At 65.9% G+C, this 25,228-nt stretch carries 24 protein-coding genes; 19 read left to right on the top strand and 5 right to left on the bottom strand.

Annotated features, from left to right (window positions below; translation table 11 throughout):
• Positions 1 to 9: 9 nt before the first annotated feature.
• Positions 10 to 1,239 carry an acyl-CoA dehydrogenase family protein gene (locus A5781_RS14600; protein WP_067207227.1) on the bottom strand — a complete coding sequence of 410 codons (1,230 nt, stop codon included), beginning with the start codon at positions 1,237 to 1,239 and terminating at the stop codon, positions 10 to 12.
• Between the two features lie 79 nt (positions 1,240 to 1,318).
• Positions 1,319 to 1,696 carry a DUF1801 domain-containing protein gene (locus tag A5781_RS14595; RefSeq protein WP_067207176.1) on the bottom strand — a complete coding sequence of 126 codons (378 nt, stop codon included), beginning with the start codon at positions 1,694 to 1,696 and terminating at the stop codon, positions 1,319 to 1,321.
• Between the two features lie 83 nt (positions 1,697 to 1,779).
• On the opposite strand from A5781_RS14595, the gene A5781_RS14590 reads away from it, so the two are divergent.
• The 3 genes from A5781_RS14590 to A5781_RS14580 all read left to right on the top strand — a co-directional run bounded on the left by A5781_RS14590 (position 1,780) and on the right by A5781_RS14580 (position 4,287).
• Positions 1,780 to 2,586 carry an acyl-CoA thioesterase II gene (locus A5781_RS14590; RefSeq protein WP_067207173.1) on the top strand — a complete coding sequence of 269 codons (807 nt, stop codon included), beginning with the start codon at positions 1,780 to 1,782 and terminating at the stop codon, positions 2,584 to 2,586.
• A gap of 62 nt (positions 2,587 to 2,648) precedes the next feature.
• Positions 2,649 to 3,179 carry a nuclear transport factor 2 family protein gene (locus A5781_RS14585; protein ID WP_067207170.1) on the top strand — a complete coding sequence of 177 codons (531 nt, stop codon included), beginning with the start codon at positions 2,649 to 2,651 and terminating at the stop codon, positions 3,177 to 3,179.
• A gap of 7 nt (positions 3,180 to 3,186) precedes the next feature.
• Positions 3,187 to 4,287 carry an NAD(P)-dependent oxidoreductase gene (locus A5781_RS14580; RefSeq protein WP_067207167.1) on the top strand — a complete coding sequence of 367 codons (1,101 nt, stop codon included), beginning with the start codon at positions 3,187 to 3,189 and terminating at the stop codon, positions 4,285 to 4,287.
• Positions 4,288 to 4,345: 58 nt separating this feature from the next.
• Here the strand turns inward: A5781_RS14580 and A5781_RS14575 are convergent, their stop codons facing one another.
• A complete protein-coding gene (locus A5781_RS14575; RefSeq protein WP_067207164.1) occupies positions 4,346 to 5,317 on the bottom strand; it encodes an aldo/keto reductase in 972 nt (323 codons plus the stop codon).
• Between the two features lie 83 nt (positions 5,318 to 5,400).
• On the opposite strand from A5781_RS14575, the gene A5781_RS14570 reads away from it, so the two are divergent.
• From A5781_RS14570 to A5781_RS14510, 13 genes are all read left to right on the top strand, one after another.
• On the top strand, positions 5,401 to 6,735 hold the full coding sequence (locus A5781_RS14570) for an acyltransferase (protein WP_067207162.1): 1,335 nt from the start codon (positions 5,401 to 5,403) through the stop codon (positions 6,733 to 6,735).
• A 173-nt stretch (positions 6,736 to 6,908) separates the two neighbouring features.
• Positions 6,909 to 7,214 carry a hypothetical protein gene (locus A5781_RS14565; protein WP_067207160.1) on the top strand — a complete coding sequence of 102 codons (306 nt, stop codon included), beginning with the start codon at positions 6,909 to 6,911 and terminating at the stop codon, positions 7,212 to 7,214.
• Between the two features lie 228 nt (positions 7,215 to 7,442).
• Positions 7,443 to 8,111, top strand: a complete 669-nt coding sequence (locus A5781_RS14560) for a TetR/AcrR family transcriptional regulator (RefSeq protein ID WP_067207149.1) — start codon at positions 7,443 to 7,445, stop codon at positions 8,109 to 8,111.
• Positions 8,112 to 8,764: 653 nt separating this feature from the next.
• A complete protein-coding gene (locus A5781_RS14555; RefSeq protein WP_369806105.1) occupies positions 8,765 to 9,478 on the top strand; it encodes an MlaE family ABC transporter permease in 714 nt (237 codons plus the stop codon).
• 1 nt (position 9,479) lies between these two features.
• Complete coding sequence (locus A5781_RS14550) at positions 9,480 to 10,349, top strand: ABC transporter permease (RefSeq protein ID WP_066948763.1); 870 nt, start codon at positions 9,480 to 9,482, stop codon at positions 10,347 to 10,349.
• A gap of 5 nt (positions 10,350 to 10,354) precedes the next feature.
• A complete protein-coding gene (locus tag A5781_RS14545) occupies positions 10,355 to 11,662 on the top strand; it encodes an MCE family protein (protein WP_067207144.1) in 1,308 nt (435 codons plus the stop codon).
• The gene (locus A5781_RS14540; RefSeq protein WP_067207142.1) at positions 11,659 to 12,699 is read left to right on the top strand and encodes a virulence factor Mce family protein; all 1,041 of its coding nucleotides are present in this window, start codon (positions 11,659 to 11,661) and stop codon (positions 12,697 to 12,699) included. The genes A5781_RS14545 and A5781_RS14540 overlap by 4 nt, the downstream gene beginning before the upstream one ends.
• Entirely contained in the window at positions 12,696 to 14,255 is a 1,560-nt protein-coding gene (locus tag A5781_RS14535; RefSeq protein WP_067207139.1) for a virulence factor Mce family protein, read from the top strand. Before A5781_RS14540 ends, A5781_RS14535 begins: the two co-directional genes overlap by 4 nt.
• Complete coding sequence (locus tag A5781_RS14530) at positions 14,252 to 15,814, top strand: virulence factor Mce family protein (RefSeq protein ID WP_067207136.1); 1,563 nt, start codon at positions 14,252 to 14,254, stop codon at positions 15,812 to 15,814. The genes A5781_RS14535 and A5781_RS14530 overlap by 4 nt, the downstream gene beginning before the upstream one ends.
• Positions 15,811 to 16,986: a virulence factor Mce family protein gene (locus tag A5781_RS14525; RefSeq protein ID WP_067207133.1), complete on the top strand. Its 1,176-nt coding sequence runs from the start codon at positions 15,811 to 15,813 to the stop codon at positions 16,984 to 16,986. Before A5781_RS14530 ends, A5781_RS14525 begins: the two co-directional genes overlap by 4 nt.
• Positions 16,980 to 18,536: an MlaD family protein gene (locus A5781_RS14520; RefSeq protein WP_067207130.1), complete on the top strand. Its 1,557-nt coding sequence runs from the start codon at positions 16,980 to 16,982 to the stop codon at positions 18,534 to 18,536. The genes A5781_RS14525 and A5781_RS14520 overlap by 7 nt, the downstream gene beginning before the upstream one ends.
• 15 nt (positions 18,537 to 18,551) lie before the next feature.
• Positions 18,552 to 19,025 (top strand): type II toxin-antitoxin system Phd/YefM family antitoxin, encoded by a 474-nt coding sequence (locus A5781_RS14515; protein WP_156622711.1) that lies wholly within the window; start codon positions 18,552 to 18,554, stop codon positions 19,023 to 19,025.
• Positions 19,026 to 19,091: 66 nt separating this feature from the next.
• Entirely contained in the window at positions 19,092 to 19,943 is an 852-nt protein-coding gene (locus A5781_RS14510) for a pyridoxamine 5'-phosphate oxidase family protein (protein ID WP_067207123.1), read from the top strand.
• On the opposite strand, the gene A5781_RS14505 is transcribed toward A5781_RS14510, so the two are convergent.
• Positions 19,940 to 20,581, bottom strand: a complete 642-nt coding sequence (locus tag A5781_RS14505) for a TetR/AcrR family transcriptional regulator (RefSeq protein WP_067207120.1) — start codon at positions 20,579 to 20,581, stop codon at positions 19,940 to 19,942. The two genes, A5781_RS14510 and A5781_RS14505, sit on opposite strands and share 4 nt — an antisense overlap.
• Positions 20,582 to 20,676: 95 nt before the next feature.
• Here A5781_RS14505 and A5781_RS14500 point away from each other — a divergent pair, with 95 nt between their 5' ends.
• From A5781_RS14500 to A5781_RS14490, 3 genes are read left to right on the top strand one after another with little or no spacing between them, the layout of a single operon-like run.
• The gene (locus A5781_RS14500) at positions 20,677 to 21,807 is read left to right on the top strand and encodes a VOC family protein (RefSeq protein WP_067207117.1); all 1,131 of its coding nucleotides are present in this window, start codon (positions 20,677 to 20,679) and stop codon (positions 21,805 to 21,807) included.
• The gene (locus tag A5781_RS14495; RefSeq protein ID WP_067207114.1) at positions 21,804 to 22,754 is read left to right on the top strand and encodes a fumarylacetoacetate hydrolase family protein; all 951 of its coding nucleotides are present in this window, start codon (positions 21,804 to 21,806) and stop codon (positions 22,752 to 22,754) included. Before A5781_RS14500 ends, A5781_RS14495 begins: the two co-directional genes overlap by 4 nt.
• On the top strand, positions 22,751 to 24,388 hold the full coding sequence (locus A5781_RS14490) for a bifunctional 3-(3-hydroxy-phenyl)propionate/3-hydroxycinnamic acid hydroxylase (RefSeq protein ID WP_067207111.1): 1,638 nt from the start codon (positions 22,751 to 22,753) through the stop codon (positions 24,386 to 24,388). The genes A5781_RS14495 and A5781_RS14490 overlap by 4 nt, the downstream gene beginning before the upstream one ends.
• On the opposite strand, the gene A5781_RS14485 is transcribed toward A5781_RS14490, so the two are convergent.
• Positions 24,280 to 25,170 (bottom strand): universal stress protein, encoded by an 891-nt coding sequence (locus A5781_RS14485; protein ID WP_067207107.1) that lies wholly within the window; start codon positions 25,168 to 25,170, stop codon positions 24,280 to 24,282. The genes A5781_RS14490 and A5781_RS14485 overlap by 109 nt on opposite strands.
• Between the last annotated feature and the right edge of the window lie 58 nt (positions 25,171 to 25,228).

The following is a 25,228-nucleotide window of genomic DNA, read 5'->3' as shown; positions in this document are numbered from 1 at the left end:
CCGCCCCCCTCAGGCCTTTCCGTGCCGTACCTGGTTGAACGCCACGCCTCGGTCGGCGGCGTACTCGCGCGGGAAGTTCAGCACCCGCTCGCCGATCACGTTGCGCGCCATCTCCGTGGTCCCGCCGCCGATGCTGGCGATCTGACGGCCCAGGTAGCGGGTGCCGATGTCGAGCAGTCCCGCCTCGTCGTCGACCACGGCCGCCGGCCCGGCGACGGCCAACGCGGTGTCGTTCTCGACGTCGTGCACTTCGGCCATGGACAGCCGGATGATCGATCCCGCGGCGGGTGGCAGGGATCCCTTGGTCACGGCGTGGAAAACGTGCTCGCTGAGTTGTCCGTGCACGGCCCGATGAACCAGGGCCCTACCCACCATCTCGCGGACTCGTTCGCTGCCCGCCTGGTTCGTCTTCTCGACCAAGGACAGCAGGTCAACCGAAATATCCTCAGCCTCAGCGATTCCCGGGCCGCTGGTGAACTCCGATCCGTCGCCCATTGTGCGGCGCTCGTGGTAGAGCTGGCGCGACGCGACGTCCCATCCCTTCCCCGGCTCCCCCACCACGGCGTCGTCACCGAGGTCGACGTCGTCGAAGAACTCCTCGCAGAACTCGACCGAGCCGTTCACCTGCGTGATGCGGTTGATCGTGACACCGGGATGCCGGAGCGGTACCAGGAACATCGTCAGCCCTTCGTGCTTCGGCACGCTCCAGTCGGTCCGGGCCAGGCACAGACCGTAGTCGGCGGCGAACGCCCACGTGCTCCACGTCTTGGCGCCGTTGAGGATCCATCGCCCGTCCCGGCGTTCGGCGCGGGTGAGGACGCCCGCAAGGTCCGACCCCCCGCTGGGTTCCGACAGCAGCTGCACCAGCACTTCGTCGCCGCGCAGCGCGGCCGCGATGTGCGTGCGCTTCTGCTCCTCGCTGCCCATGTCGAGGATCGTCGCGCAGCAGATGGCGAAGGACGGAACGTTGAGCATGAGCGGCGTCTCGTAGGCTAGGGCCTCGGCGTCGAACGCCTTTTTGTGCTCGTAGCCCAGGCCGAGCCCGCCGTACTCGCGCGGGAAGCAGATGCCGGCGAATCCTCCGTCGTACAACTTCTTTTGCAGTTCGCGGGCGCGCCGCCAGGACGACAGTTCGTCGCGCTGCAGGACCATCGCGTCGCCGGAATCCAGCCGCGGGAGGTTGTCGGCCAGCCAGGCCTTGGCCCGCCTCCGGAAGTCTTCGACCGACTCGGGCGTCACCGGATGGCCTCCCATTCGAGCGTCGACCTTGTGCTGGGCGACTGTACAGCACCGCTCCCGCGGCTGTACAGGTTGGCGCCTACGACCGGTTCAGCTCCACCGCGGAGCGGATCAACGCTTTTAATGCCTCTTCGTCGACCTTGTCGCCCTGGTGGAAGTCGATCGCGCGCCTGGTGTTGCCATCGAGACTGGAGTTGAACAGCCCCGAAGGATCCTTCAGCGAGGCGCCCTTGGCGAAGGTCATCTTCACGACGTTCTTGTAGGTCTCGCCCGTACAGATCATCCCGTCGTGATACCAGACCGGAACACCTCGCCACTTCCAGTCCTCGACCACGTGCGGATCGGCGTCCTTGATGAGTTCCCTGATGCGGGCCAGCATCTCGCCGCGCCAATCCCCTAACTCCTTGATCCTGGCGTCGATCAGTTCAGCGGGAGATTTGTCCTGGGAGTTGGCCATCCTGACTCGCCTTTCCGATGTTGTCGCTCGACCGCCCCGTGTCCGACGCCGGGGTCGAAGGCCCGTAGTCTGCAGTACTCAGCATGACCGATACACATCCCTTCGACGACGCCATCCGGCTGGAGACCGTCGACGCCCACACCAGGCGCGGCCGAACCCATCCGGAATGGGCCAACATGGTGGGGCCCTTCGGCGGGATCACGGCCGCGGTCATGCTGCGCGCCGTCGAATCGCACCCCGACCGGATCGGCCAGCCGCTGGCGTTGACGGTCAACTACGCCGCCCCCATCGCCGACGGCGAGTTCGACATTTCACTGCGGGCGGCACGCACCAACCGCTCCAACCAGCACTGGATCGTCGAACTCAGCCAGGACGGCGACGTCAAGACCACGGCAACGGCGCTATTCGCCGTCCGCCGCAACGGTTGGGCCGATACCGAAAGCCGCCCACCGAGCGCGCCGGACCCCGAGCAGCTGCCCGCTACCGATCCGGGCCTCGTTCGCTGGACGAACCTGTACGACATGCGGTTCGCCGAAGGCCCCATGCCCGGCAAAGACGGGCAGCCGAGCCCCTCGTCGACGACCACCTTGTGGGTGCGCGACGCCGCGCGACGCCCGGTCGACTACACAGTGCTGGCCGCGCTGTCGGATGCCTTCTACCCGCGGGTGTTCCTACGACGCGGCGGCTTCGTCCCGTCGGGAACGATCTCGTTGACGGCGTACTTCCACGCCGATCAGGACGAACTCGACCGGGTGGGGAACGACTTCGTCCTGTGCAGCGCGCACGCCAATCGCTTCACCCGCGGCTACTTCGACCAGAGCGCACAGCTGTGGACACGAGATGGCACCCTGCTGGTCACCACCCATCAGGTCGTCTACTTCAAAGGCTGAGAGGTTTACACTTCGCCAGTGAAACGTCACGCCGGGACGCTGAGGGACGGGATCGAGCCGCAATGACAGAGCGCGCGGAGGGCGTGGTGGCCGACGCGGACACCGCGACGCTGCTGGCCATCGAATCCATCAAGCAGCTCAAGGCCCGCTATTGCCGGAATCTCGACAGCAAGGACTGGGCGGCTTGGCGCACCGTCTTCACCGATGACTTCGTCAGCGACACAGCGGAGGCCGGCGGCAAGGTGATCGAGGGCGCGGACGACTTCGTGGCGTTCACGCGCAAGGCGCTCGGGCGGCCGACGCAGGCCACGGCGCACCAGGTGCATGCCCCCGAAATCGCGCTCACGTCGGCGACGACCGCGCGCGGAGTGTGGGCCCTGCAAGACGTCGTCCGGTTCGGACCCGGGATGACGTTGGTGGGCTACGGGCACTACCACGAGACCTACGAGAAGATCGGCGGACAGTGGTTCATCAAGAGCTCCAAACTAACTCGGCTGCGAGAGGATATCGTCACTCCCGTGTTTTCTCTCTATGTCTCCGACCGAATCCGCCGGGCGATCGGCCGGGTCGCCCACGGGCTGATCGGACAGTGATAAGGCCATGACCGCCTCCACTGTTCTGGTCACCGGCGCCTTCGGACAGGTCGGCAAGCGTTGCACGCAGACCCTGCTCGAGCGGGGACGCGCTGTCATCGCGATGGATCTGCGCAACGACAACACCGTCGCCGTCGAAAACGAACTGGCCGCCGGCCGCCACCCCGGGACGCTGATTCCGGCCTATACCGACCTTCTGGACGCCGAGGCGGTGCGTGATCTCGTCGCGGCCCATCGGCCCGAAGCGGTCGTTCACCTCGCCGCGATCGTGTCCCCGCTCTCGTATCGCAGACCGGCGCTGGCCCGCAAGGTGAACGTGGGCGGCACCGAGAATCTTTTGGCGGCGTGCGCCGCACTCCCCCGCCCGCCCCTGTTCCTGATGGCGTCCAGCGCCGCGGTGTACGGATCGCGCAACCCCTACCGCCAGCCGGAGCGGATCACCCCGGACACCCCGGTGAACCCGATCGATCAATACGGTCAGGACAAAGTGCTCGCCGAGGCGGCGATCCGCGCCAGCGGCCTGCCGTTCGCGCTCTTCCGCCTGGGCGGGGTCATCTCGCCGGACACGCACACGGCGGTCAACGGCGACTCCCTGCTCCTGATGCGGTCGATGCCGGGCGACAACCGCATGCACGCGGTGGACGCCCGCGACGTGGCGCTGGCTTTCGCCAACGGTGTCGATCGGGAAGCGACCATCGCGGGCAAGGTGATACTGATCGGCGGCAACGAGTCGTACGTGCTCACGCAACGCGAGCTCGAGGACGGCCTGATGGAAGCCGTCGGCCTGGGTGGGCTTGGCCCGTCGGCCAGTCTGCCCGGCGATCCCGCCGACGACCGCGGCTGGAGCTTCACCGGCTGGTACGACACGACCGAAGCGCAGGCGCTGCTCGACTTTCAGGAGCACGACTGGTCCGAGACCCTGGGCTGGATCGCCGAGACGCAGGGCCCGACGCGGACCGTGGTGCGACTGCTGAGCCCGATCTTGCGCCCGGTCTTGCGTGCCGTCCTGATGGTGCAGCGCCGGCTCGAGGGACGCGGGCCCTACGCCGACCCGTGGACGCTGATCGAAAAGCATTACGGCACTGCGGCTCTGGCCAGCGCGGACTAGGCAGTCCGCTACGTCCGAAAGCCCTTGCGCCGCAGCATGGCTCGTACGTCGGCGCCCATCATCGGTCGATCCACCCCATCTGCGCTTCGGCGTGATGACCACCCTGAGGTGGGGTGAGTCGGTCGAGCCGGGACAGCTGGTCGGGCGTCAGTTCGACCGCGTCGGCACTGACGTTTTCCTCGAGTCGCGTCACGCGCTTCGTTCCCGGAATCGGCACGATGTCGGAGCCTTTCGCCAACAACCAGGCCAGGGCGACCTGAGCGGGTGTGGCACCGACGTCAGCGCTGATGCTCCGCAGTTCATCCGCGCTTTTCAAGTTGTGCTGGAAGTTCTCGTCGAAGAACCGCGGATTGGTCTTGCGGTAGTCGCTGTCGGGCAACCCCTCGGTGGAGCGAATGGCACCGGTGAGGAAGCCGCGGCCCAACGGTGAGTAGGCGACGAACCCGATCCCCAGTTCGCGCAGCAGCGGCAATATCGCCTCTTCTTGGTCGCGGGTCCAAAGCGAATATTCGGATTGCACGGCGGTGATGGGATGCACGGTGTGGGCGCGCCGGATCGTGTTCACACCGACCTCCGAGAGGCCCACGTGCCGCACCTTCCCGGCAGCGACAAGCTCCGCCAGGGCACCGACCGTGTCTTCGATCGGGGTCTCGCGGTCGAGGCGGTGCTGATAGTAGAGATCGATGTGATCGGCGCACAGCCTTTGCAGCGAACCGTCCACGGCGATGCGGATGTTGGCCGGGCTACTGTCCGGGCCGGTGCGTCCCGTGTGGGAAATGAGGCCGAACTTGGTGGCCAGCACGACCTGATCGCGCCGCCCCTGCAAGGCACGCGCAAGCAGTTCTTCGTTGACGTAGGGGCCGTAGACCTCGGCGGTGTCGATCAGCGTGACGCCCAGGTCGATGGCGCGATGAACGGTGCGGATCGACTCGGCGTCGTCGCTGCCGGCGCCCGCGTAGGCCACGGACATGCCCATCGCGCCCAGGCCCAGGCGGCCGACCTCCAGGTTGGCGAGCCGAGCTTGCTTCATGGAGTCATTGTGCGCGCAGCGACTTCGCCCCACGGGGCGGGTACCGTTGCGCGAGTGCACCGCATCGATTTTGCCGCGATCCGATGGACGACGTAGAAACCGCGCGACCGGCCCGCAATCTGGCGGTGGACTTCTACCGCGCGTCGGGTGTGGTTCTCATCGTGCTGGGCCACTGGCTTGCCGGTTCGGTGACCTACCATGACGGGCAATTCGGTCGCGAGAACCCGCTGCTCGACATGCCGTGGACGCAATGGCTGACATGGATCTTCCAGGCGGTCCCGGTGTTCTTCTTCGTCGCCGGTTACGCCGGCGCGGTGTCGTGGTCGCACCGCCGCGACGCCGACAGTTTCTCGCGCCAGGACTGGATTCGGCACCGACTGGCTCGGGTGCTGGGACCGACGACGGTGTATGTCGCGCTGGTTTCGTTGGTCGTGGTGGTTCTGCAGGTTCGGCACGTGGCAGGCACGGTGATGGAATACGCGGGTTGGGCCGTCGCCATGCACCTGTGGTTTCTCGCCGTGTACGTGCTGGTGGTGTCACTGACACCGATTGCCGTTGCCGCACATAGGCGTTGGGGTCTCAAGGCGCCGGCGGTGCTGGCCGCGGGCGTCGTGCTGGTCGATGCCGTTTCGCTGGCGGGCCACGTCCCCTATATCGGCTCGCTGAACTACCTGCTGTGCTGGGGCCTGCTCTACCAGCTTGGGATCGCTTGGCACGGTGGGCTGTTGGCCGGCCGCAGACCGATACTGTTGGCGGTCGGTTCGGCCGTCGTTCTGGCGCTGCTGATCCGGGTGGGACCGTATCCGGTCAGCATGATCGGCGTTCCGGGCGAGGCGATCGAGAACACGTCGCCCCCGACGGTGGCGATGACGGCCTTCGCTTGCACGCAAGCGGGGCTGGCCATGGCACTCGCGGCGATGCTCGACCGGGTCCTGCATCACCGCCCGGTGCAGCGCGTGCTGTCCACCGCCAATGCCAACGTGATGGCCCTTTACCTGTGGCACATGATTCCGGTCGTCATCGTCGCGATCGTCGCTTATCCGGCCGGCTTGATACCGCAACCCCACGAGGGTTCGGTGGCGTGGTGGCTGGTTCGGCTGGAGTGGATCGCGATCCTCAGCGTGGTGACGGCGGTCGAGCTGCTGTTGCTTTGGTGGCAGCGGCGGTTCTTCGCGGTTCCGCTGCCCACCTTCGGCCTGCCGCTCGGCGATCGCTTGGCCGAGGCGATCATGTTGACCGGTGCCCTCCTGGCCGCCGTTGGATTGCACTTGTTGGCGCAGGGCGGCTTTGCACCGGAGGGGCGTTTCTCGTGGCCGACCGCTGCCGTCTTCGCCGCCGGGGTGGTGCTGGTGGCGGTGCGCCCCAGGACCCCGTCCCGCGTTAGCGGCCACAGCTCGCAGGGGCGCCCGAGCGCTTAGCGGTTTGCCGGCAGCCCGGTCACCTCGGGTAAGCGACTTACGACCTCTGGACAGGGGCCGTAGTGCCCTGGGCGGGGTGGTTATTCGGGGAGAAACGTTTCCCCCAAGGCTCGGATTACTTGAGCAGTTGAGCCTAGGCTAGTAGGAGACACCCTCGCTAAGGGAGTACACAAATGTCACACGCCACGCTCCACACCAGCCAGGTCCCTCAACAGCGCGCACAGGATGCCGAGCTATTGAGGGATTCGGGAGTGCACAAGCTGATCGTCGCCGACCGCGACGGCAATTGCTTGGCGTTCCTATTGGCCTGGGACAGCTTCGACTACGACGCCGAAACCGACACCTATGTATGTGTCGTCGACAGCGATGGCAGAGAGCTGATGACCGTGTACACCGCCGGTGAGATCAAACCGACAGCCACGGCCAACACGTATGTGGTAACCGCGCCGGAGAGGTTCGGTGGCCCGAGGGCGCTGTAGCTCCCGCCGGCGACGGAACGGCCTGCTCGTAGCAACGCTATGACACGCCGTTCGTCATAGTGTGTTGAAAGATTCATCGGCCTGATCGCCAGGGGCGCTATTCGGCATGGCGGGTTCTGGCTGCTTCCAAGAGTGTCCGGGGCCCAGTGGCGGAGCCTCAAGGTATCTTGACATCGCGGCGCTTATGATAGACCGTTCGTACGGTTAGTTTGAGCCGAAGGGTGGACGATGCCCCGACCTGGTAGGCGTGGCGAGATCTTCGACGCGTTTGTCCGCTATGTCGCCGAACGCGGGTACGACAGAACGAATATGGGCGACATCGCCGACGAGCTTGGCATGTCGAAGGGCACCATCGTTCACCACTTCGGAACCAAAGCGCAGATGTTGCGGGAGCTTGAAGAAACCCACCTCGCCCGCCAACTCGATGCGCTACAGATGGCCTGGGCTCGACTTGCCGCACCGCACGAACGCGTTGCCGCAATCATTTACACCTCCGCACTGCTCCAAGTCGTCGCCCGCGACGCAACGGTGGCAAGCCAGCGCGAGGTGGTTCAGCTGTCCGATGACCCGGCGATGCAGCAGGTCCGCAAGTTGCGCCATCAGCTGCAAACGCTGGCGATTGACGAGATCCGCAGCGGAGTCGACAGCGGCGTTTTCCGAAGCGTCGACGTCGAACTCGCGGCACTGCAGCTGTGGGGATCGCTGCAGTGGATGTGGGTGTGGTTCGATCCCGCCGCTTCCCGAACACCCGAGCAAGTCGGGGCCGCGTTCGTCGACGTGTTCCTCGGCGGACTATTACTCGACCGCCTGGGGCTCAGCAAGTGGGCGAACCCGTCCGCCGAGGTCGTCTCGGTGGTGCGCGAATGCCTGGGCGCCGTCACGGGTCCGGCTGCCTGACGCGTAGCCGCGGATACCCCTGCGCGGGGCGGAGATTGGTGCAACACTTGCCGTTTTGATGTGCCCAGCCGTCGGTGGCCGGCGATTGTCGAGGCAAGACGCACCAACGCCGTCACTGTACGATGGGTCGGTTTCGTACGCCTGGCGTTTCTTGCCCACGGCGGCAGGGAACGCGAGGGCAGCCACGCCAAATGGTCAAAGAGCCTGGTAATGGCCAAAATAATTTAGGTAGCGTGCGGTCTCGTGACAAATGCACTCCCAGTGCAGTTCAACAAGGCGTCTCGGGTTATTGACTGACCGTACGGTCTAATGCCATAGTGATGCGTGGCGCAAACTAGGGCGGCATGGAGCCGAAGGGTGGGGTGTGCGAGTGCCGATTCCTCGTCTATCCCGTTTCGTTCGAAACGCTCTGCACTCAAAGGCCTTTCGCTGAACAGCCGCCCTACGAACCGGCGTGCTGATCGCGATCACGGACAGCGCCGCGGTCTCCGGCTAACGACTAGGCGCCGGCCAGTCGAAGAAGCATCGGAGGTGTCGCGGCTCGTTGCATGGCCACGTCAGGGGCGGCGCGGATGACCACCTCGCACTCGGTTGCCAGCAGAGTAGGCAGCAGGATTCGGCCGGGCACCGAAGTGGCGGGTGGGTTCTTCCGCATGTGCGTGTTGACCGGAAAAGCCCTGCGGCAGCCGTTCGAGTGGCGCGAGTTCATCTGGAATGGCTGGTTTCTCATGCGGGTATCCCTGCTGCCCACCATCGCGGTGTCCATCCCGGAAACCGTGCTTCTCATCTTCACGCTCAACCTCCTGCTGGCCGAGATCGGCGCCGCCGACGTCTCCGGTGCCGGTGCCGCGATCGGCGCGGTCACCCAACTCGGCCCGATCGTGACGGTGCTGGTGGTCGCCGGCGCGGGCGGCACCGCTATCTGCGCCGACCTCGGCGCGCGCACCATCCGCGAGGAGATCGACGCGCTCGAGGTGCTCGGCATCGACCCGATCCACCGGCTGGTGGTGCCCCGGGTCGTCGCCTCCACAATCGTCGCGGTGCTGCTCAACGGCCTGGTGGTCGCCGTCGGTCTGGGGGGCGGCTATCTCTTCAGCGTCTACCTGCAGAACGTCTCGAGCGGTGCCTACCTCTCCACGCTGACGGCGCTTACCGGCCTGCCCGAGGTGGTGATCGCGTTTGTCAAGGCCGCGACGTTCGGGCTGATCGCCGGCCTGGTCGGCTGCTATCGGGGGCTGATCGTGCGCGGTGGGTCCAAAGGTTTGGGCACCGCCGTCAACGAGACGGTGGTGCTGTGCTTCATCGCGCTTTTCGCGGTCAACGCAGCGCTGACCACCATCGGCGTCCGGTTCGGGACAGGCCGCTGAGATGTCCACAATTGCAGCACTACGCGTCCGCTTCCCCCGGACATCGGCGTTGGTCATCCGGTACGGGGACGTCCCGTCTCGGCCACTGGTCGAGATCGGGCAGATGGTCTGGTTCGCACTGACCGCAGTCGGGCAGATCCCCTTCGCCATGCACCGCTACCGCAGAGAGTTGCTGCGAATGGTTGCCCAGATGGGGATGGGCACCGGCGCGATGGCCGTGGTCGGTGGTACCGCGGCCATCGTCGGTTTCATCACCCTGTCCGCGGGCTCGCTGGTCGCGATCCAGGGCTACGCGACGCTGGGCAACATCGGTGTCGAGGCATTCACCGGATTCTTGGCCGCACTGGTCAATGTGCGGTTTGTCGCACCGGTAGCCGCCGGTCAGGCGCTGGCCGCCACGGTCGGCGCCGGCGCCACCGCCGAACTGGGCGCCATGCGCATCAGCGAGGAGATCGACGCGCTCGAAGTGATGAGCATCCGGTCGGTCGCCTACCTGGCCTCCACCCGCGTGGTGGCGGGCCTGATCGTCATCATCCCGCTCTACGGGCTGGCGATGACCATGGCTTTCCTGTCCCAGCAGGTCACCACGGTTCTGCTCTACGGGCAGTCGATCGGCACGTACAACCACTACTTCCACACATTCCTGCGCCTCAACGACGTTGGCTGGTCGTTCGCGGAAGTGATCCTGGTTGCGGTGGTCGTGATGACGACCCACTGCTACTACGGCTACACCGCCACCGGCGGGCCGGTCGGCGTCGGTGAAGCGGTCGGCCGGTCGATGCGGCTGTCGTTGATCACGATCGTTGTGGTGGTCGTGCTCACCGCGATGGCGGTCTACGGCAAAACCCCGAACTTCAATCTCACCGTGTAGCCGCCATGACGACCCCGGTAAAGGAGAACCCGAAACGCATTCCGCCGTACAGGACGGCCGCGGTGGTGTTCTTGATGGTCTTCGCGGTGGTACTGGGTGTCGTCTGGTTGCAGTTTCGGGGCCGGCTCACGCCGACGACACGCTTGACGATGTTGGCTCCGCGGGCCGGTTTGGTCATGGATCCGGGGTCGAAGGTCACGTACAACGGCGTGGAAATCGGCCGGGTGGCCAGCATTTCGGAGATCGAGCGTGACGGCACACAGGCGGCCAAGTTCGACTTGAACGTGAATCCGAAGTACATCGAGCTGATCCCGGCCAACGTGGACGCCAATATCAAGGCGACCACGGTGTTCGGCAACAAGTACGTGTCGTTGACCTCGCCGAAAAACCCTACGCCGCAACGTATCACACCGCAGCACGTGATTGATGCGAGGTCGGTGACAACGGAGTTCAATACTCTTTTCGAGACCCTCACCTCCATCACGGAGAAGCTGGATCCGGTCAAGGTCAACCTGACGCTGGCCGCAGCCGCGCAGGCGTTGACGGGCTTGGGCGACAAGTTCGGGCAATCGATCGTCAACGCCAACGCCATCCTCGACGACATCAATCCGCAGATGCCGCAGATCCGGCATGACATTCAAGGGCTGGCGGCCCTGGGCGACGTCTACTCCAAGGCCGCACCCGACCTGTTCGACTCTCTCAACAACGCGGTGATCACGGCACGCACGCTGCACCGGCACGAAGCCGACCTGGATGCCGCCTTGTTGGCCGCGGCCGGGTTGGGCAACACCGGCGAAGACATCTTCGCCCGCGGCGGGCCCTACTTTCAGCGGGGAGCCGCCGATCTGGTGCCGACCGCCCAGCTGCTCGACACCTACAGTCCCGAGATCTTCTGCACCATCCGCAATTACTACGACGAAGAACCGGCGGCATATGCGACGACGGGCGGCGGCAACGGCTACGCGCTCAGAACCATGACCGAGCTGACGTCAGGCTTGGGAGGCATTCTCACGCTCCCGGGATTGGCCGGCACGGCGGCTACCATGGGGCTCCTCGGTCTGGCCGGGCTGGTCGGCGGGGCACCGAATCCCTTTGTGTATCCGGACAATCTGCCGCGGGTGAACGCACGTGGCGGTCCCGGGGGTGCGCCGGGTTGCTGGCAGGCCGTCACCCATGACCTGTGGCCGGCGCCAAGTCTGGTGGTGGACACCGGCGCCAGCCTCGCGCCCTACAACCACTTAGACACCGGCTCACCGTATGCAATCGAGTACGTGTGGGGCCGTCAAGTCGGGGATAACACGATCAACCCATGAAAATCACCGGCTCCGCTATCAAGCTCGGCATCGTCTCGCTGGTGCTGCTGCTGATCACCGTGTCGATCGTCGTGGTGTTCGCTCAGGTGCGCTTCAACAGCACCAACCACTATCACGCGGAGTTCGGGAACGCCACCGGGCTGAAAAACGGCCAGTTCGTCCGCGCCGCTGGAGTGGAGATCGGCAAGGTCAAGGAGGTGCGGCTGATCGAGGGCGGCCAGCGGGTACTGGTGGACTTCGATGTGGACCGCTCGATACCGCTCTACCAGTCGACGACCGCGCAGATCCGTTATCTCAATCTGTTCGCCGACCGCTACTTAGAGCTCAAGCGCGGCGAGGGCGAGGGCGCTGACCGGGTCCTGCCGCCGGGCGGATTCATCCCGCTGTCACGAACCTCGCCGGCGCTGGATCTCGACGCCCTGATCGGTGGTTTCAAGCCATTGTTCCGGGCGCTCGATCCCGACAAGGTCAACACCATCGCGTCGGCCATCATCACCGTGTTTCAGGGCCAGGGCGGCACCATCAACGACATCCTCGACCAGACCGCGCAGGCGACCGCGCATATCGCCGAACGCGACCAGGCGATCGGTGAGGTGATCAAGAACTTGAACACCGTGCTGGACACCACCGTTCGGCATCGCAAGGAATTCGATCAGACCGTCGACAACTTCGAGAGATTGATCACCGGGCTGGAACACCACGCCGACCCGCTGGCCGCCGGCACCGCGAACATCAGCAACGCCGCCGGAACGGTGGCCGACCTACTCGCGGACAACCGCGCTCTGCTGCACAAGGCGATCAACTATCTGCAGGCTCTTCAGCAACCGCTCGTCGACCAACGCGATCAGCTCGGCGATCTGATCCACAAGACGCCGACCGCGCTCAACCTGATCGGACGCAGCATCGGGCTCTATGGCGACTGGGTGAACTTCTACGTCTGCGACCTCACGATCAAGTGGAACGGACTGCAGGCCGGCGGTCCGGTACGCACGGTCCGGATCTGGCAGCAGCCCACCGGTAGGTGCACGCCGCAATGAGAACGCTGACGGAATTCAACCGCAACCGGGTCGGGCTGATGGGCATCACCGTGCTGGTGCTCGTGGTCGCCGTCGGCCAAAGCTTGACCAGTATCCCGATGATCTTCGCCAGCCCGAGTTACTACGGGCAGTTCACCGACACCGGTCAGCTCAACAAGGGCGACAAGGTGCGCATCTCCGGCGTGAATGTCGGAAAGGTGGAGGCGTTCGCTATCGACGGCGACCACGTCGTGATCAAGTTCAACATCGGTCCCAACACCATCGGCAGCGAGAGCCGGCTCGCGATCAAGACCGACACCATCCTGGGTAAGAAGGTGCTCGAGATCGAGCCACGGGGAACCCAGAAGTTGCGGCCCGGGGCCGTGTTGCCACTGGGCCAAAGCACCACGCCCTATCAGCTCTACGACGCGAACTTCGACATCACCAAGGCCGCCACCGGCTGGAACATCGACACCGTCAAGCAGTCACTGAATGTCCTGTCGCAGACAATCAATGAGACTTACCCGCATTTGAGTGCCACGCTCGACGGGTTAACCAAATTCTCCGACACCATCGGTAAGCGCGACGAAGAGGTCAAGCACTTACTCGCTCAGGCCCACCAAGTGGCCAGTGTACTCGGTGACCGCAGCGAACAAATCAACCGGTTGCTGGTCAACGCGAAGACGCTGCTGGCGGCGTTCAACGAACGCGCCCGCGCCATCGGCGTCCTGCTGCAGAACATTTCCGCCTTCTCGGCCGAGGTGCAGGGGTTCATCAACGACAATCCGAACCTCAATCCCGTGCTGGAGCAGTTGCGTGCCATCAGCGACGTGCTGGTGCAACGCAAAGACGACCTGGCTCAAACCCTCACGTATGTCAGCCAATTCGCCGCATCGCTAGGGGAATCCGTCGCGTCGGGACCGTACTTCAAGATCGTCCTGTCCAATCTGCTGCCGTATTGGATCTTGCAGCCGTTCGTGGACGCCGCCTTCAAGAAGCGCGGAATCGACCCGGAGAACTTCTGGCGCAGCGCCGGGCTTCCCGAGTTCCGCTGGCCCGACCCCAACGGCACCCGGTTCCCCAACGGCGCACCGCCGCCCGCACCTCCGGTGCTGGAAGGCACACCAGAGCACCCGGGACCGGCCGTCCCGCCCGGAACGGCGTGTTCGTACACCCCGCCGCCCGACGCCCTGCCGCGGCCGTGGAACCCGTTGCCGTGCACGGGTGTAGACGTCGGCCCGTTCGGTGGCAGTTTCCCAGCGCCGACCGATGTAGCCGCGTCGCCGCCGAACCCCAACGGCCTGCCACCGTCACCGGGAATCCCGATCGCCGCGCGCCCCGGCGAGGCGCCGCCAGATGTCCCGGGCACACCGGTACCGCTGCCCGTCCAGGCACCACCGGGCGCGCGCACCGAGAACCTACAGCCCGCCGGCCCCACCCCCCCACCGTCGACGTTCGCGCCCGGGCTGCCGCCGGGGCCGCCCGCGCCGCAGGGACCCGGGCCGCAGCTGCCCGCCCCGTTCATCAACCCGGGTGGCACCGGAGGCAGCGGCATCACGGGAGGTAGCGAGAATTGAGCAGCGTCTTCAATATCCGCAAACCGCGGCCCCGGACGGTCATCGGCGTGCTGGTGGTACTGCTGGTCCTGGTCGCCGGGTCCCTCGGCTGGCGGCTTTACCAGAAGCTGACCGCCAACACCGTAATCGCTTATTTCCCAACGGCGAACGCGCTCTATCCCGGCGACAAAGTCCAAATCATGGGCGTTCGTGTCGGCTCCGTCGACAAGATCGAACCGGCCGGCGACAAGATGAAGGTGACGTTTCACTACGACAACAAGTACAAGGTGCCCGCCAACGCGTCCGCCGTCATTGTGAACCCGACGCTGGTGGCGTCGCGCAGCATTCAACTGGAGCCACCCTACAAAGGTGGTCCGGTCATGGGCGATAACGCCGTGATCCCCCTCGAGCGCACGCAGGTCCCGACGGAGTGGGACGAACTGCGCGAAGGCGTCGCCAACGTCATCGCCAAACTTGGCCCGACACCCGAGCAACCCAAAGGTCCGTTCGGTGAGGCCATCGAGTCGTTCGCGGACGGGCTGGCCGGCAAGGGCAAGCAGATCAACGCCACGCTGAACAGCCTGTCGCGGGCGTTGACCGCGCTGAACGAGGGCCGTGGCGACTTCTTCGCGGTGGTGAAGAGCCTGGCCCAGTTCGTCAACGCACTGCACAAAGACGACCAGCAGTTCGTCGCGCTGAACAAGAACCTGGCCCAGTTCACCGGCGAGTTGACCGGATCCGACCACGATCTCGCCAATGCGCTACAGCAGTTCGACAGCCTGCTCTCCACCCTGCGCCCGTTCTTGACCAAGAACCGCGAGGTGCTCGTCCATGACCTCGACAACCTCGCCACCCTGACCACCACGTTGGTCCAGCCCGACCCACTGAACGGTTTGGAGACCGCGCTGCATGTCCTGCCGACGTTGGAGACGAACCTCAGCCAGATCTACCACCCGTCGCATGGGGCCGTCATGTCGATCCCGGCGATCCCTAACTTCGCCAACCCAATGCAGTTCTTCTGCAGCATGATTCAGGCCGGTAGCCGGTTGGGCTATCAAGAGTCCGCCGAGCTGTGTGCGCAATACCTGGCGCCAGTCCTCGATGCGATCAAGTTCAACTACCTGCCGTTCGGGCTGAACCTGTTCAGCACCGCCGAGGCGCTACCCAAGGAAATCGCCTACTCCGAGCCGAGGCTGCACCCACCGAACGGATACAAGGACACCACGGTGCCCGGAATCTGGGTGCCCGACACCCCGTTCTCGCACCGCAACACCCAGCCCGGCTGGGTTGTCGCGCCGGGCATGCAAGGCACACAGGTGGGGCCGATCACGGGCGGCCTGTTGACCCCCGAATCGCTGGCCGAATTGATGGGCGGCCCCGACGCCGGACCCCCGCCCCCGGGGCTGCAGACCCCGCCCGGGCCGCCGAACGCCTACGACGAGTACCCGGTGTTGCCACCGATCGGCCTGCGGGCCCCGCAGGTGCCGATCCCACCGCCGCCGCCCGGACCAGGTGTGATCCCGGGTCCGGTCGCGCCGACGCCGGCGCCGGTGGCCGCGGCGACGGGAGCGGGATCATGAACGCATTGCGCGCCTTGGCTATTCGGGTCCGATACCGGGCGCGGCAGGGAATCGCACTACTGGCTGCTGTCGTGATGCTGACGTCGTGTGCGAAGTGGCATGGAATCGCGAACGTGCCGATGCCGGGCGGCCCGGGCTCCGGGCCCGGCTCCTACACCGTCTACGTGCAGATGCCCGACACGCTGGCCCTCAACGACAACAGCCGGGTGCGGGTGGCCGATGTCTTTGTCGGCACGGTGCGCGCGATCGGACTGAAGAACTGGATCGCGACGCTGACGCTACGTCTGGGCAAGAACGTCAAGTTGCCCAGGAACGCGACCGCCAAGATCGGGCAGACCAGCCTGCTGGGTTCGCAGCATGTGGAGCTGGCGGCGCCCCCCAACCCGTCTCCGGAGCTACTGAGGGACGGCGACACCATCCCGCTCAAGAATGCGTCCACTTACCCCACGACCGAGCAGACGCTCGCGAGTCTCGCCATCGTGCTGCGCGGCGGAGGCATCCCGAACCTCGAAGTGCTGCAGAACGAGGTCTACAACATCGTGAACGGTCGGGCCGAGCAGATCCGTGCCTTCCTCGGCAAGCTGGACACCTTCACCGCCCGGCTCGACGAGCAACGCGCTGACATCACCCGGGCCATCGATTCCACCAACCGGCTGCTAGCGTACGTCGGTCCCCGCTCCGACGTCCTGGATCGGGTCCTCACCGAATTCCCGCCACTGCTCAAACATTTCGCCGATAAACAGCAACTTCTGATCGACGCGGTCGACGCTACGGGGCGGCTCAGCGGAGTTGCCGACCAATACCTGTCGGCCGCGCGGGGCGACCTCCACCAGGATCTGTTGTCGCTGCAGTGCCCGTTGCGGGAACTCGGCCGTGCCTCCCCCTACTTGATTCGCGCACTCAAGCTGATCCTGGTCCGGCCGTTCGACATCGACGCCGTGCCCAAGGCGTTCCGCGGCGACTACTTCAATTTGTCGCTGACGCTCGACCTGACGATGAGCGCTGTCGACAACGCAGTCCTCACCGGGACCGGGTTCTCCGGAGCACTGCGTGCGCTCGAGCAATCGTGGGGCCGCGACCCCGAGACGATGATCCCGGACGTCCGGTACACGCCGAACCCCAACGACGCCCCCGGCGGCCCTCTGGTCGAAAGGGCGGACAGGCAATGCTGACCCGCTTCATCAAGCGCCAGCTGGTCATGTTCGGCGTCCTGACTGCGATCACCGCGGTTGCGCTGGGCTGGTACTACTTGCAGATTCCCGCCGCGGCCGGGATCGGCCAGTACACGCTGCAGGCGGCCCTGCCCGCGTCGGGCGGTCTGTACAAGACCTCCAACGTGACGTATCGCGGTGAAACCATCGGCACGGTCACCGCTGTCGACCCGACCGCTACGGGCGCGCGGGTGACGATGAGCATCGGCGATCGTTACCGGATCCCGATTGACGCGTCGGCGAACGTGCATTCGGTGTCGGCAGTCGGTGAGCAGTATCTCGACCTGGTGTCGGTGGGTAACCCGCGCCAATACTTTTCGCCCGGTCAGACCATCACCAAGGGCACCATCCCCACCGACATCGGGCCGGCGATCGATGCCGCCAACCGAGGGCTGGCCGCGCTGCCCAAGGACAAGATCGCCACGCTGCTCGACGAAACAGCCCAAGCGGTGGGCGGATTGGGCCCCGCGCTGCAACGACTGGTCGATGCGACGCAGGCGATCGCCGGTGACTTCAAGACCAACATCTCCGACATCAACGACATCGTCCAAAACTCCGGGCCCATCATCGACAGCCAGGTCAACTCCGGTGACTCGATCGAGCGCTGGTCGCACAACCTGAACATCCTGGCCGCGCAGAGCGCGGAAAACGACCAGCACCTACAAAGCATCCTGACCCAGGCGGCGCCGACCGCCGATCAGGTCAACGAGGTGTTCAGCGATGTCCGAGAGTCGCTCCCGCAGACACTGGCGAATCTCGAAATCGTGCTCGACATGCTCAAGCGCTACCACAAGGGCGTCGAGCAACTGCTGGTGGCCTATCCGCAGGGCGCCTCGGAAGGTCAGACGGTCACGACTGCCTTCCCGGGCTACGCATCGCTCGGGACCTCGCTGACGATCAACCAGCCCCCGCCGTGTCTGACCGGGTTTCTCCCGGCATCCCAGTGGCGGTCTCCCGCGGATACCAGCCTGGCGCCGATGCCGTCCGGAACCTATTGCAAGATCCCGCAGGACACCCCTGCCAACGCGGTGCGCGGCGCACGCAACCTTCCGTGTGTCGATGTCCCGGGTAAGCGGGCTGCGACGCCGCGTGAGTGCCGCGACCCCAAACCGTACGTTCCGTTGGGAACCAACCCGTGGTACGGCGACCCCAACCAGCTCGTCACCTGCCCGGCGCCGGCGGCGCGCTGCGACCAGCCGGTGAAGCCGGGGCTGGTGATACCCGCGCCGTCGGTCAACAACGGCCTCAACCCGGCGCCCTCCGACCGGGTGGCGGGGACGCCACCCCCGACCAGCGATCCACTGCAGCGGCCGGGATCGGGAACCGTGGAATGCAATGGGCAGCAGCCGAATCCCTGCGTCTACACCCCCGGCGGTCCTCCCCCGGCCGTTTACCTCCCCCAGAGCGGCGAACTGGTGGGGCCCGACGGTGTGAAGTACGCGGTCGACAACTCGAGCAAAACGGGAGACGACGGCTGGAAGGACATGCTGGCGCCGCCGGCCAGCCGATGAAGGGATTGGATTGAAATGCGGGAAGCCATTGGCCTAGGCCAACTTCGGAGTGACGCCTGTACGTATCTCGAACGGGTTGCCGCCGGGGAGACCATCGATGTCGTCCGTCGCGGCAAGCTCGTGGCGCGGATGGTGCCCGTCGGTGACTGGAGGGTGGCTCCCATCCCGGCGCGGTCTGCGAAACTCGCGGCGCGGGACGCCGGCGGGTGGGTCGGGCTGGACGAACTGCGAACGCGCGCCGGGCGCTGCTTCGACCGGGTCGCGGCCGGGGAGACGATCAGCGTTGTTCGCGGCGGCAGATTGTTGGCGCAGATCGTGTCCGCCGGTGAAGCGGAGAGGACCCCGAGCCCGGTCGACACCGGCGGCGGGATCGAGCTCGACGAATTGCGAAAGCGTGCGGGGCGCTACTTCGACGAGGTTGCGGCGGGCCAGACGATCGACGTCATCCGGGGCGGCAAGCTGGTTGCCCGCATCGTGTCGGTCGCCTAGGGACAACAGCCGCTGGTTTCCCGCGATGCACGGAAGGTTTGCGGTCGCGGCGGCGTTACGGCTCATGTGACCGCGACCGGCTTCCACGAGGGCGAGACCGCAACGCAGCGCCGGGCGGGCGTCGAAGCCGAGGCCAGGCGGCTCGAGGGCATGCTCGACTCATCGGGCCTGTCTCCGGGCGCCGCAAAGTTTCTCGCGTCACAGCGGTTCGCCGTGCTGACCGCGCGCGACCACGCGGGGGTCCTCTGGATCTCGCCGTTGGCCGCACCGCCGGGTTTCCTCCGCGGCCACCATGACATCTTGCGGGTGTCGGCGTTCCCCCGCGGCGGCGATCCCCTGCACGAGATCCCGACCGGCCAACAGGTAGGACTGATCGCCATCGACTTCGCCACCCGCCGCAGGCTACGGGTCAACGGCGAGCTTGTCAGTGCTGACCACCCGGGTGGTATGACCGTCCGCGTCGATCAGTCATACGGCAACTGCCCCAAGTACATTCATCGCCACGCCATCGATGGGGCCACCCTTGCTGCCCCTCCTCAAATACCTGCGAGACGCGCGACCGTTCTGGATGCGTCCGATCAAGCGTTGATTGCACGGGCCGACACGTTCTTTCTGGGCACCAGCCATCCCACCCGTGGTCGAGATGCGTCACATCGCGGAGGACCGCCGGGATTCGTCCGAGTCGACTCCGCAGACCGACTGTGGTGGCCGGATTTTCCGGGGAACAACATGTTCAACAGTTATGGCAACCTGGCCGTCGACGACGAGGCCGCTTTGCTGTTCCTCGATTTCGAAACCGGCGCCACCCTGCACATAACCGGCACCGCACACGTGCGGTGGACCACCCCGGGCGAGGCCGGCGATGACGGCGGAGTGGGTCGAAACGTCGCATTCGCCGTGGACGCCGTCGCCCGCTAGCCTTCGAAGAGTCCCCCGTCCCGTAAGGGGAGTTGGCAGATGGCGTGCGCCTCGTCGGCGCTGAGCCCGAACAACCGCAGAACGTTTTCGGTGACGACGTCGGCCGCGCGCGCGTCGTCGCGATCGGGATGGTCACGCAACAAATTTCCGAGGCCCAGCAGCGCTCCCCCGGCCATGGCGAGGGCTAACTCGGGGTCCTCGACGTCGAACCGCCCGGCCGCCACGCCGGCTTTGATGTCGCGGAGTGCGCGCGGGGCCAGACCCCGTTCCGACGACAGCAGTTCCAGCCCGTTGGCCAACAAAATCCGGCTCTCCTGCGGGTGCCGACGAAACAGCCGGCCAGTCAGCCGGAAACTGGTGGCGAAAGTTTGGGCCGGGTCCTCGATGGCTTCGGTGAGCTGATCGAGCATCGAGCCGTAGGTGTCGAGGACGTCGGCGACCGCGGCCTCGAACAACTGCTCCTTGCTGTCGAAGTGGTTGTAGAAGGACCCCATCCCGACGTCGGCGGCCTGGGTGATTTCCAGGACCGGGACGTTTACCTTGCCCTCGGCGATCAGCCGCTGCGCGGCTTTGACCAGCGCAGCCCGGGTACGCCGCTTGCGCCGCTCCAGCCTGGTCGGTTCTGCCGTCGCGCTCATTCATAGCAGTATGCATCAGTTATGAGGATTCCGTCAGATCCTTGACTGAACCTTCTCTCGTATGTGACGATTTCGTCAGTTAGTTGGGAGTTGTCATGGATTTGACCGATAGCGCCAGCCGGCAGGCGCACAGCGAGCAGACCGCACGGCCCGGCGAGCATCCGGGGCGGTCGCGTAACCCGGTGATCAAAGTCGCCGACATCGCGTGGTTGGAGTTCGAGCGCCCGGACCTGACCCGGGCCGAGGCGTTCGCGCGGGCGTTCGGCTTCCACACGGCACAACACGGCCCGGACGAACTGCAGTTACGCGGAACATGGGCGGGAGCGCCGTGCCTCATCCTGCGTCGCGGCCGGCGAAGCCGCTTCGCCGGCGCGGCGTTCCGGGCGACCGACGAGGCCGACGTGCTCCGGTTGGCGGACTCCGTGGGCGCATCCGTGCGGCCGCTGCCGGAAACCATCGGCGGGGTGTCGGTCGAGTTGATCGACCCCAGTGGCATGCCGGTCCGCGTCGTCGCCGGATTGCATGAACTCCCGCAACTGCCGGGCCAACAAACCCCCACCTTCAATTTCGGAAACGACATGCGGCGCGTCAACACCGGCCAGCGTCCGCCCCGAGAGCCCGCGCGGGTGCAGCGCCTGGGCCACCTCGTGGTGCAGTCGACCAAGTACGTCGAGGCGCTGAACTGGTATCTGGACAACCTGGGCATGATCGTCAGCGATTTCCTGTACTTCCCCGGCCAGCGCGACCGAGGCCCAACCATGAGTTTCATCCGGTGCGACCGTGGCTCGACACCGGCCGACCATCACACCTTGGCGATGGCCCTCGGTCCGGCCAACCGCTACGTCCATTCCGCATATCAGGTCAGCGATCTCGACGCGCTGGCCGCCGGCGGCGAATACCTTGGTGCGCGGGGCTATTCCCGGTCCTGGGGAATCGGCAGGCACATTCAGGGCAGTCAGATCTTCGACTACTGGCGCGATCCCGATGGCTATCTGTTCGAGCACTTCACCGATGGCGACTTGTTCGACAACACGCTGGACCCGGGCTGGGCGCCCTTCACCGCATCCGGGCTGGCCCAGTGGGGGCCACCGGCTACCAAGGATTTCCTCGGAACCGACGCGAAATCGGCTCGGCGCGAATTGGTTTCGATGGCCACCGCGCTCCGCGCGGACAACGAATTCGATGTCAAACGCCTGGTCGGCCTACTGAAAGTTCCCACCTCATGACCCTTTCCGTGCTGCACACCGCCTCTGAAACCGGCCACGCCTGGTGGCTCAAGACCGCCAACGGCGCAGTCAAGATCGACACCACGGCCACCAGCACCGCAGCGCTGCTGGCCGACCGGGCCGCCATCGAGAGAGCGGCCAACGGAACCGAGACCGTTGCCGTCGACACCCTCAACTTGATCTCACCGGTGACCCGGCCGTGCCGAGTCATCGCCCAAATGACCAATTACGAATCGCACGTCAGGGACGCGGGCATGGATCCGGCGTCAATCCCGCTCACGTTCTTCCGCAAGGCATCGGCGTCCATCAACGGGCCTTTCGATGACATCGTCAAACCGCAGCACGTCAGGCTGCTCGACTACGAGGTGGAGATCGGCCTCGTCATCGGCCGTGCGATTGCCATCGGCACCACCATCTCCGAAGACAACCTGGACGATTTCGTCGCCGGGTTGGTCGTCACGAACGACGTCTCCGCGCGGGACATTCAACTTCCGCAAACCCAGTTCTACGAGGCCAAGTCGTATCCGACTTTCACACCGGTCGGCCCGGAGCTGGTGCTACTCACCGCCAATGAGCTCAAGCGCTTCGGCGATCTGCGCCTGCGCCTGCGTGTCAATGGCCAGGAACGTCAAAACGCCCTCGTCGAGGGCGACATGCTGTATCGGCCACTGGAAGCGCTGCAGTCGCTCACCCAGTTCCAGGAACTCGCCCCGGGTGACCTGGTGCTCACCGGCACCCCGGCCGGCACCGCGCTGAGCGCCCCGCCGAAGCCCGTGCAGCTCATCGGAAACCTGTTGCCGCCCGCTATGAAATGGAAGATGTTCTTCTCGCGCCAGGCCGCCAACCAGAATTACCTGCATGACGGCGACGTCGTCGAGGCGTCGGTGGCCACCGACGACGGGGCCATCGATCTCGGAACGCAGCGCACCGCAGTCCGATTCGCGTGACCACCCCGTCGACCCGCCGGGTCCCCGTCGTCATCGTCGGCGCCGGACCGACCGGCGTCACCGCCGCCACGTTGTTGGCGCAGTACGGCGTCGACTGCCTGGTGCTCGACCGTTGGCCCGGCGTGTACGCCCAACCGCGCGCCGTGCACCTGGACGATGAGATCTATCGCATCATCGCCCGCCTCGGGATCGCCGACGCGTTCGCCGCGATGTCGCGGCCGACGCTGGGCCTGCGGCTGGTAGACAACCGTTTCCGCACGCTGGCCGAGTTCAACCGCGATCCCGGGCGCAGTGTGCACGGCTACCCGCAGGCCAACATGTTCGACCAGCCGGAATTGGAGGCTCTGCTGCGGGCCAACCTCGAACGCCACCCCAACGCCCGGCTGCGCGGGAACGCCGACGTCACCGACATCGTGACGGGCGCAACACGTGTCCGGGTCACCTTCACCGATCGCTCCGACGGCCGCGCTCACCAGGTCGACGCCGACTACCTGCTGGGCTGCGACGGCGCCAACAGCATGGTGCGCACCCAGATCGGCTCGGCCATGCGGGACTTGAACTTTCAGCAGCGCTGGCTGGTTGTGGACATCGCCAGCGATGCGGATCTGGGCCAGTGGGACGGGGTCCACCAGGTGTGCGACCCGGGTCGCGCGGGGACCTACATGCGCATCGGGCCGGCCCGCTACCGGTGGGAGTTCCAATTGCTGGCCGGCGAAACCGCGAATGACTTCGGCAGCCTGCACCGATTGCGGCCCTTGATCGAGCCGTGGACGAGCACCGTACTCATCGGCGAGCTGACGCTGTTGCGGGTCGCCGAGTACACCTTCCGCGCGCAGATCGCCGATCGCTGGCGTCGAGGCAACGTCTTCATCCTCGGCGACGCTGCGCACCTCACTCCCCCGTTCATCGGCCAGGGTATGGGAGCGGGACTGCGAGACGCGGCCAACCTCGCGTGGAAGATTGCCGGAGTTCACCACGGCACCCTGGCGCCGAGCGTTCTGGAGACTTATGAGCGGGAACGTAAACCGCATACCCGATCGATGATTCGCCTGGCGCTGAGCGTCGGTTGGGCCATGACCGGCGGCGGCCGCCTGGGCAATGCGGCCCGCCGGGCGGTGTTGCCACGGCTGCGGCTCATCCCCGGCCTGCGAGACAAGGTCGTCGACTCGAGAACCCCTGCGCTGCACCGTTCCGCGTTGGTACGCCGATCCCTGCGACCGCACCGGCTCGCCGGCATGCTCTGCCCGAACCCGACGCTACGCGACGGTCAACGTTTGGACGACGTGCTCGGCGGCGGTTTCGCGTTGATCAGCACCGCCCGCCCTGGTGCGGCCGACGAGGCGGCGCTGCGGCAGCGCCAAGTCACCGTGCTGGTCGCCGAAGCCGGCAGCCCGCTGGAGGCATGGCTAGAACGAGGCCGTGCCACCGCCGCACTGGTGCGCCCCGACCGTACCGTGGCGCACGCCGAACGCGACCTTGCCGCCCTTTGTGCCTGGACGGCAACCGTCCTTCGCCCCGCCGCAGTTCAGGCGGATGCCGCAGGCCGCGCGACGATCACAGGCGTCCGAACCGAATGCAGGACCGCGTTGCTGACGGATCCCAACAGCACACCGGTCAGACCGCCGCGCCCATGACTGCCGACGACGAGGAGCTGGGCGGTTTCCGACTTTTCGGCGAGCTGCCGGGCCGGCGCGTCACGTACGACCAGTCGCTGCACCGTCACATCGGGATAGCGTTCCTGCCAACCCGCCAGGTTCTCGGCCAGGCTGCGGTGCGCCTCCGCTTCCAGCGACGACCAATCCGCTTCCGGGAGTTCGCTTATCGTGATGTCACTCCATGCGTGTAAGGCCGTCAGGCCGACACCGCGACGGGAGGCTTCGTCGAAGGCGATTTCGATCGCGAGCTCGGAAGCCGGCGAGCCGTCGACCCCCACGACGACGGGAGCGTTGTCCATGTCCGGCAGGTCGTCGCCATGGATGACCGCGACCGGGCAATGGGCGTGCCGCACCACGGTCGCACTGACCGAACCGAGCACACCCCGGGCCAGCAATCCTCGCCCCGCCGTGCCCACAACGATCAGCTCCGCCTCGCCGGACATGTTGATCAGGGCCAGTGCCGGGCTGGAGTACACGAGTTCCCGGTGGATGGCGACCTTTCGGTCCGCCGGCAGCGCCTCTTCGGCGAGCTTGATCGCGTGCATGACCGCCTTCTTGCCCTCGTCTTCCAGCCGCACCGCTAGAGACTCGGGGTATGGGACCGGCGGCCAGGTGGCGGTCGGGGTCGTCACCGCGTGGACGACGGTCAGCGGAATTTTCCGCATCGCCGCCTCGTGGGCGGCCCAAATCGCCGCGGCGTTCGATGCCTTCGAGCCGTCCACCGCGACGACGACGCCGCGCTCTTGATCAGGTCCGGACATTTCGCTCTCCCTCCATCACCGGCGACGCTATAAACCCAGGGGGTCGTCGGTCGTGAGG

This window comes from Mycobacterium sp. 852002-30065_SCH5024008 (assembly GCF_001665645.1).
Taxonomy (GTDB): Bacteria; Actinomycetota; Actinomycetes; order Mycobacteriales; family Mycobacteriaceae; genus Mycobacterium; species Mycobacterium paraffinicum.
This window is presented reverse-complemented; position numbering and strand designations above follow the sequence as displayed.

Coding starts and splice junctions, on each gene's coding strand:
- A5781_RS14595 (WP_067207176.1), bottom strand. CDS start 1,696: ATGGCCAACTCCCAGGACAAATCTCCCGCTGAACTGATCGACGCCAGG.
- A5781_RS14590 (WP_067207173.1), top strand. CDS start 1,780: ATGACCGATACACATCCCTTCGACGACGCCATCCGGCTGGAGACCGTC.
- A5781_RS14585 (WP_067207170.1), top strand. CDS start 2,649: ATGACAGAGCGCGCGGAGGGCGTGGTGGCCGACGCGGACACCGCGACG.
- A5781_RS14580 (WP_067207167.1), top strand. CDS start 3,187: ATGACCGCCTCCACTGTTCTGGTCACCGGCGCCTTCGGACAGGTCGGC.
- A5781_RS14575 (WP_067207164.1), bottom strand. CDS start 5,317: ATGAAGCAAGCTCGGCTCGCCAACCTGGAGGTCGGCCGCCTGGGCCTG.
- A5781_RS14570 (WP_067207162.1), top strand. CDS start 5,401: ATGGACGACGTAGAAACCGCGCGACCGGCCCGCAATCTGGCGGTGGAC.
- A5781_RS14565 (WP_067207160.1), top strand. CDS start 6,909: ATGTCACACGCCACGCTCCACACCAGCCAGGTCCCTCAACAGCGCGCA.
- A5781_RS14560 (WP_067207149.1), top strand. CDS start 7,443: ATGCCCCGACCTGGTAGGCGTGGCGAGATCTTCGACGCGTTTGTCCGC.
- A5781_RS14555 (WP_369806105.1), top strand. CDS start 8,765: ATGTGCGTGTTGACCGGAAAAGCCCTGCGGCAGCCGTTCGAGTGGCGC.
- A5781_RS14550 (WP_066948763.1), top strand. CDS start 9,480: ATGTCCACAATTGCAGCACTACGCGTCCGCTTCCCCCGGACATCGGCG.
- A5781_RS14545 (WP_067207144.1), top strand. CDS start 10,355: ATGACGACCCCGGTAAAGGAGAACCCGAAACGCATTCCGCCGTACAGG.
- A5781_RS14540 (WP_067207142.1), top strand. CDS start 11,659: ATGAAAATCACCGGCTCCGCTATCAAGCTCGGCATCGTCTCGCTGGTG.
- A5781_RS14535 (WP_067207139.1), top strand. CDS start 12,696: ATGAGAACGCTGACGGAATTCAACCGCAACCGGGTCGGGCTGATGGGC.
- A5781_RS14525 (WP_067207133.1), top strand. CDS start 15,811: ATGAACGCATTGCGCGCCTTGGCTATTCGGGTCCGATACCGGGCGCGG.
- A5781_RS14520 (WP_067207130.1), top strand. CDS start 16,980: ATGCTGACCCGCTTCATCAAGCGCCAGCTGGTCATGTTCGGCGTCCTG.
- A5781_RS14515 (WP_156622711.1), top strand. CDS start 18,552: ATGCGGGAAGCCATTGGCCTAGGCCAACTTCGGAGTGACGCCTGTACG.
- A5781_RS14505 (WP_067207120.1), bottom strand. CDS start 20,581: ATGAGCGCGACGGCAGAACCGACCAGGCTGGAGCGGCGCAAGCGGCGT.
- A5781_RS14500 (WP_067207117.1), top strand. CDS start 20,677: ATGGATTTGACCGATAGCGCCAGCCGGCAGGCGCACAGCGAGCAGACC.
- A5781_RS14495 (WP_067207114.1), top strand. CDS start 21,804: ATGACCCTTTCCGTGCTGCACACCGCCTCTGAAACCGGCCACGCCTGG.
- A5781_RS14485 (WP_067207107.1), bottom strand. CDS start 25,170: ATGTCCGGACCTGATCAAGAGCGCGGCGTCGTCGTCGCGGTGGACGGC.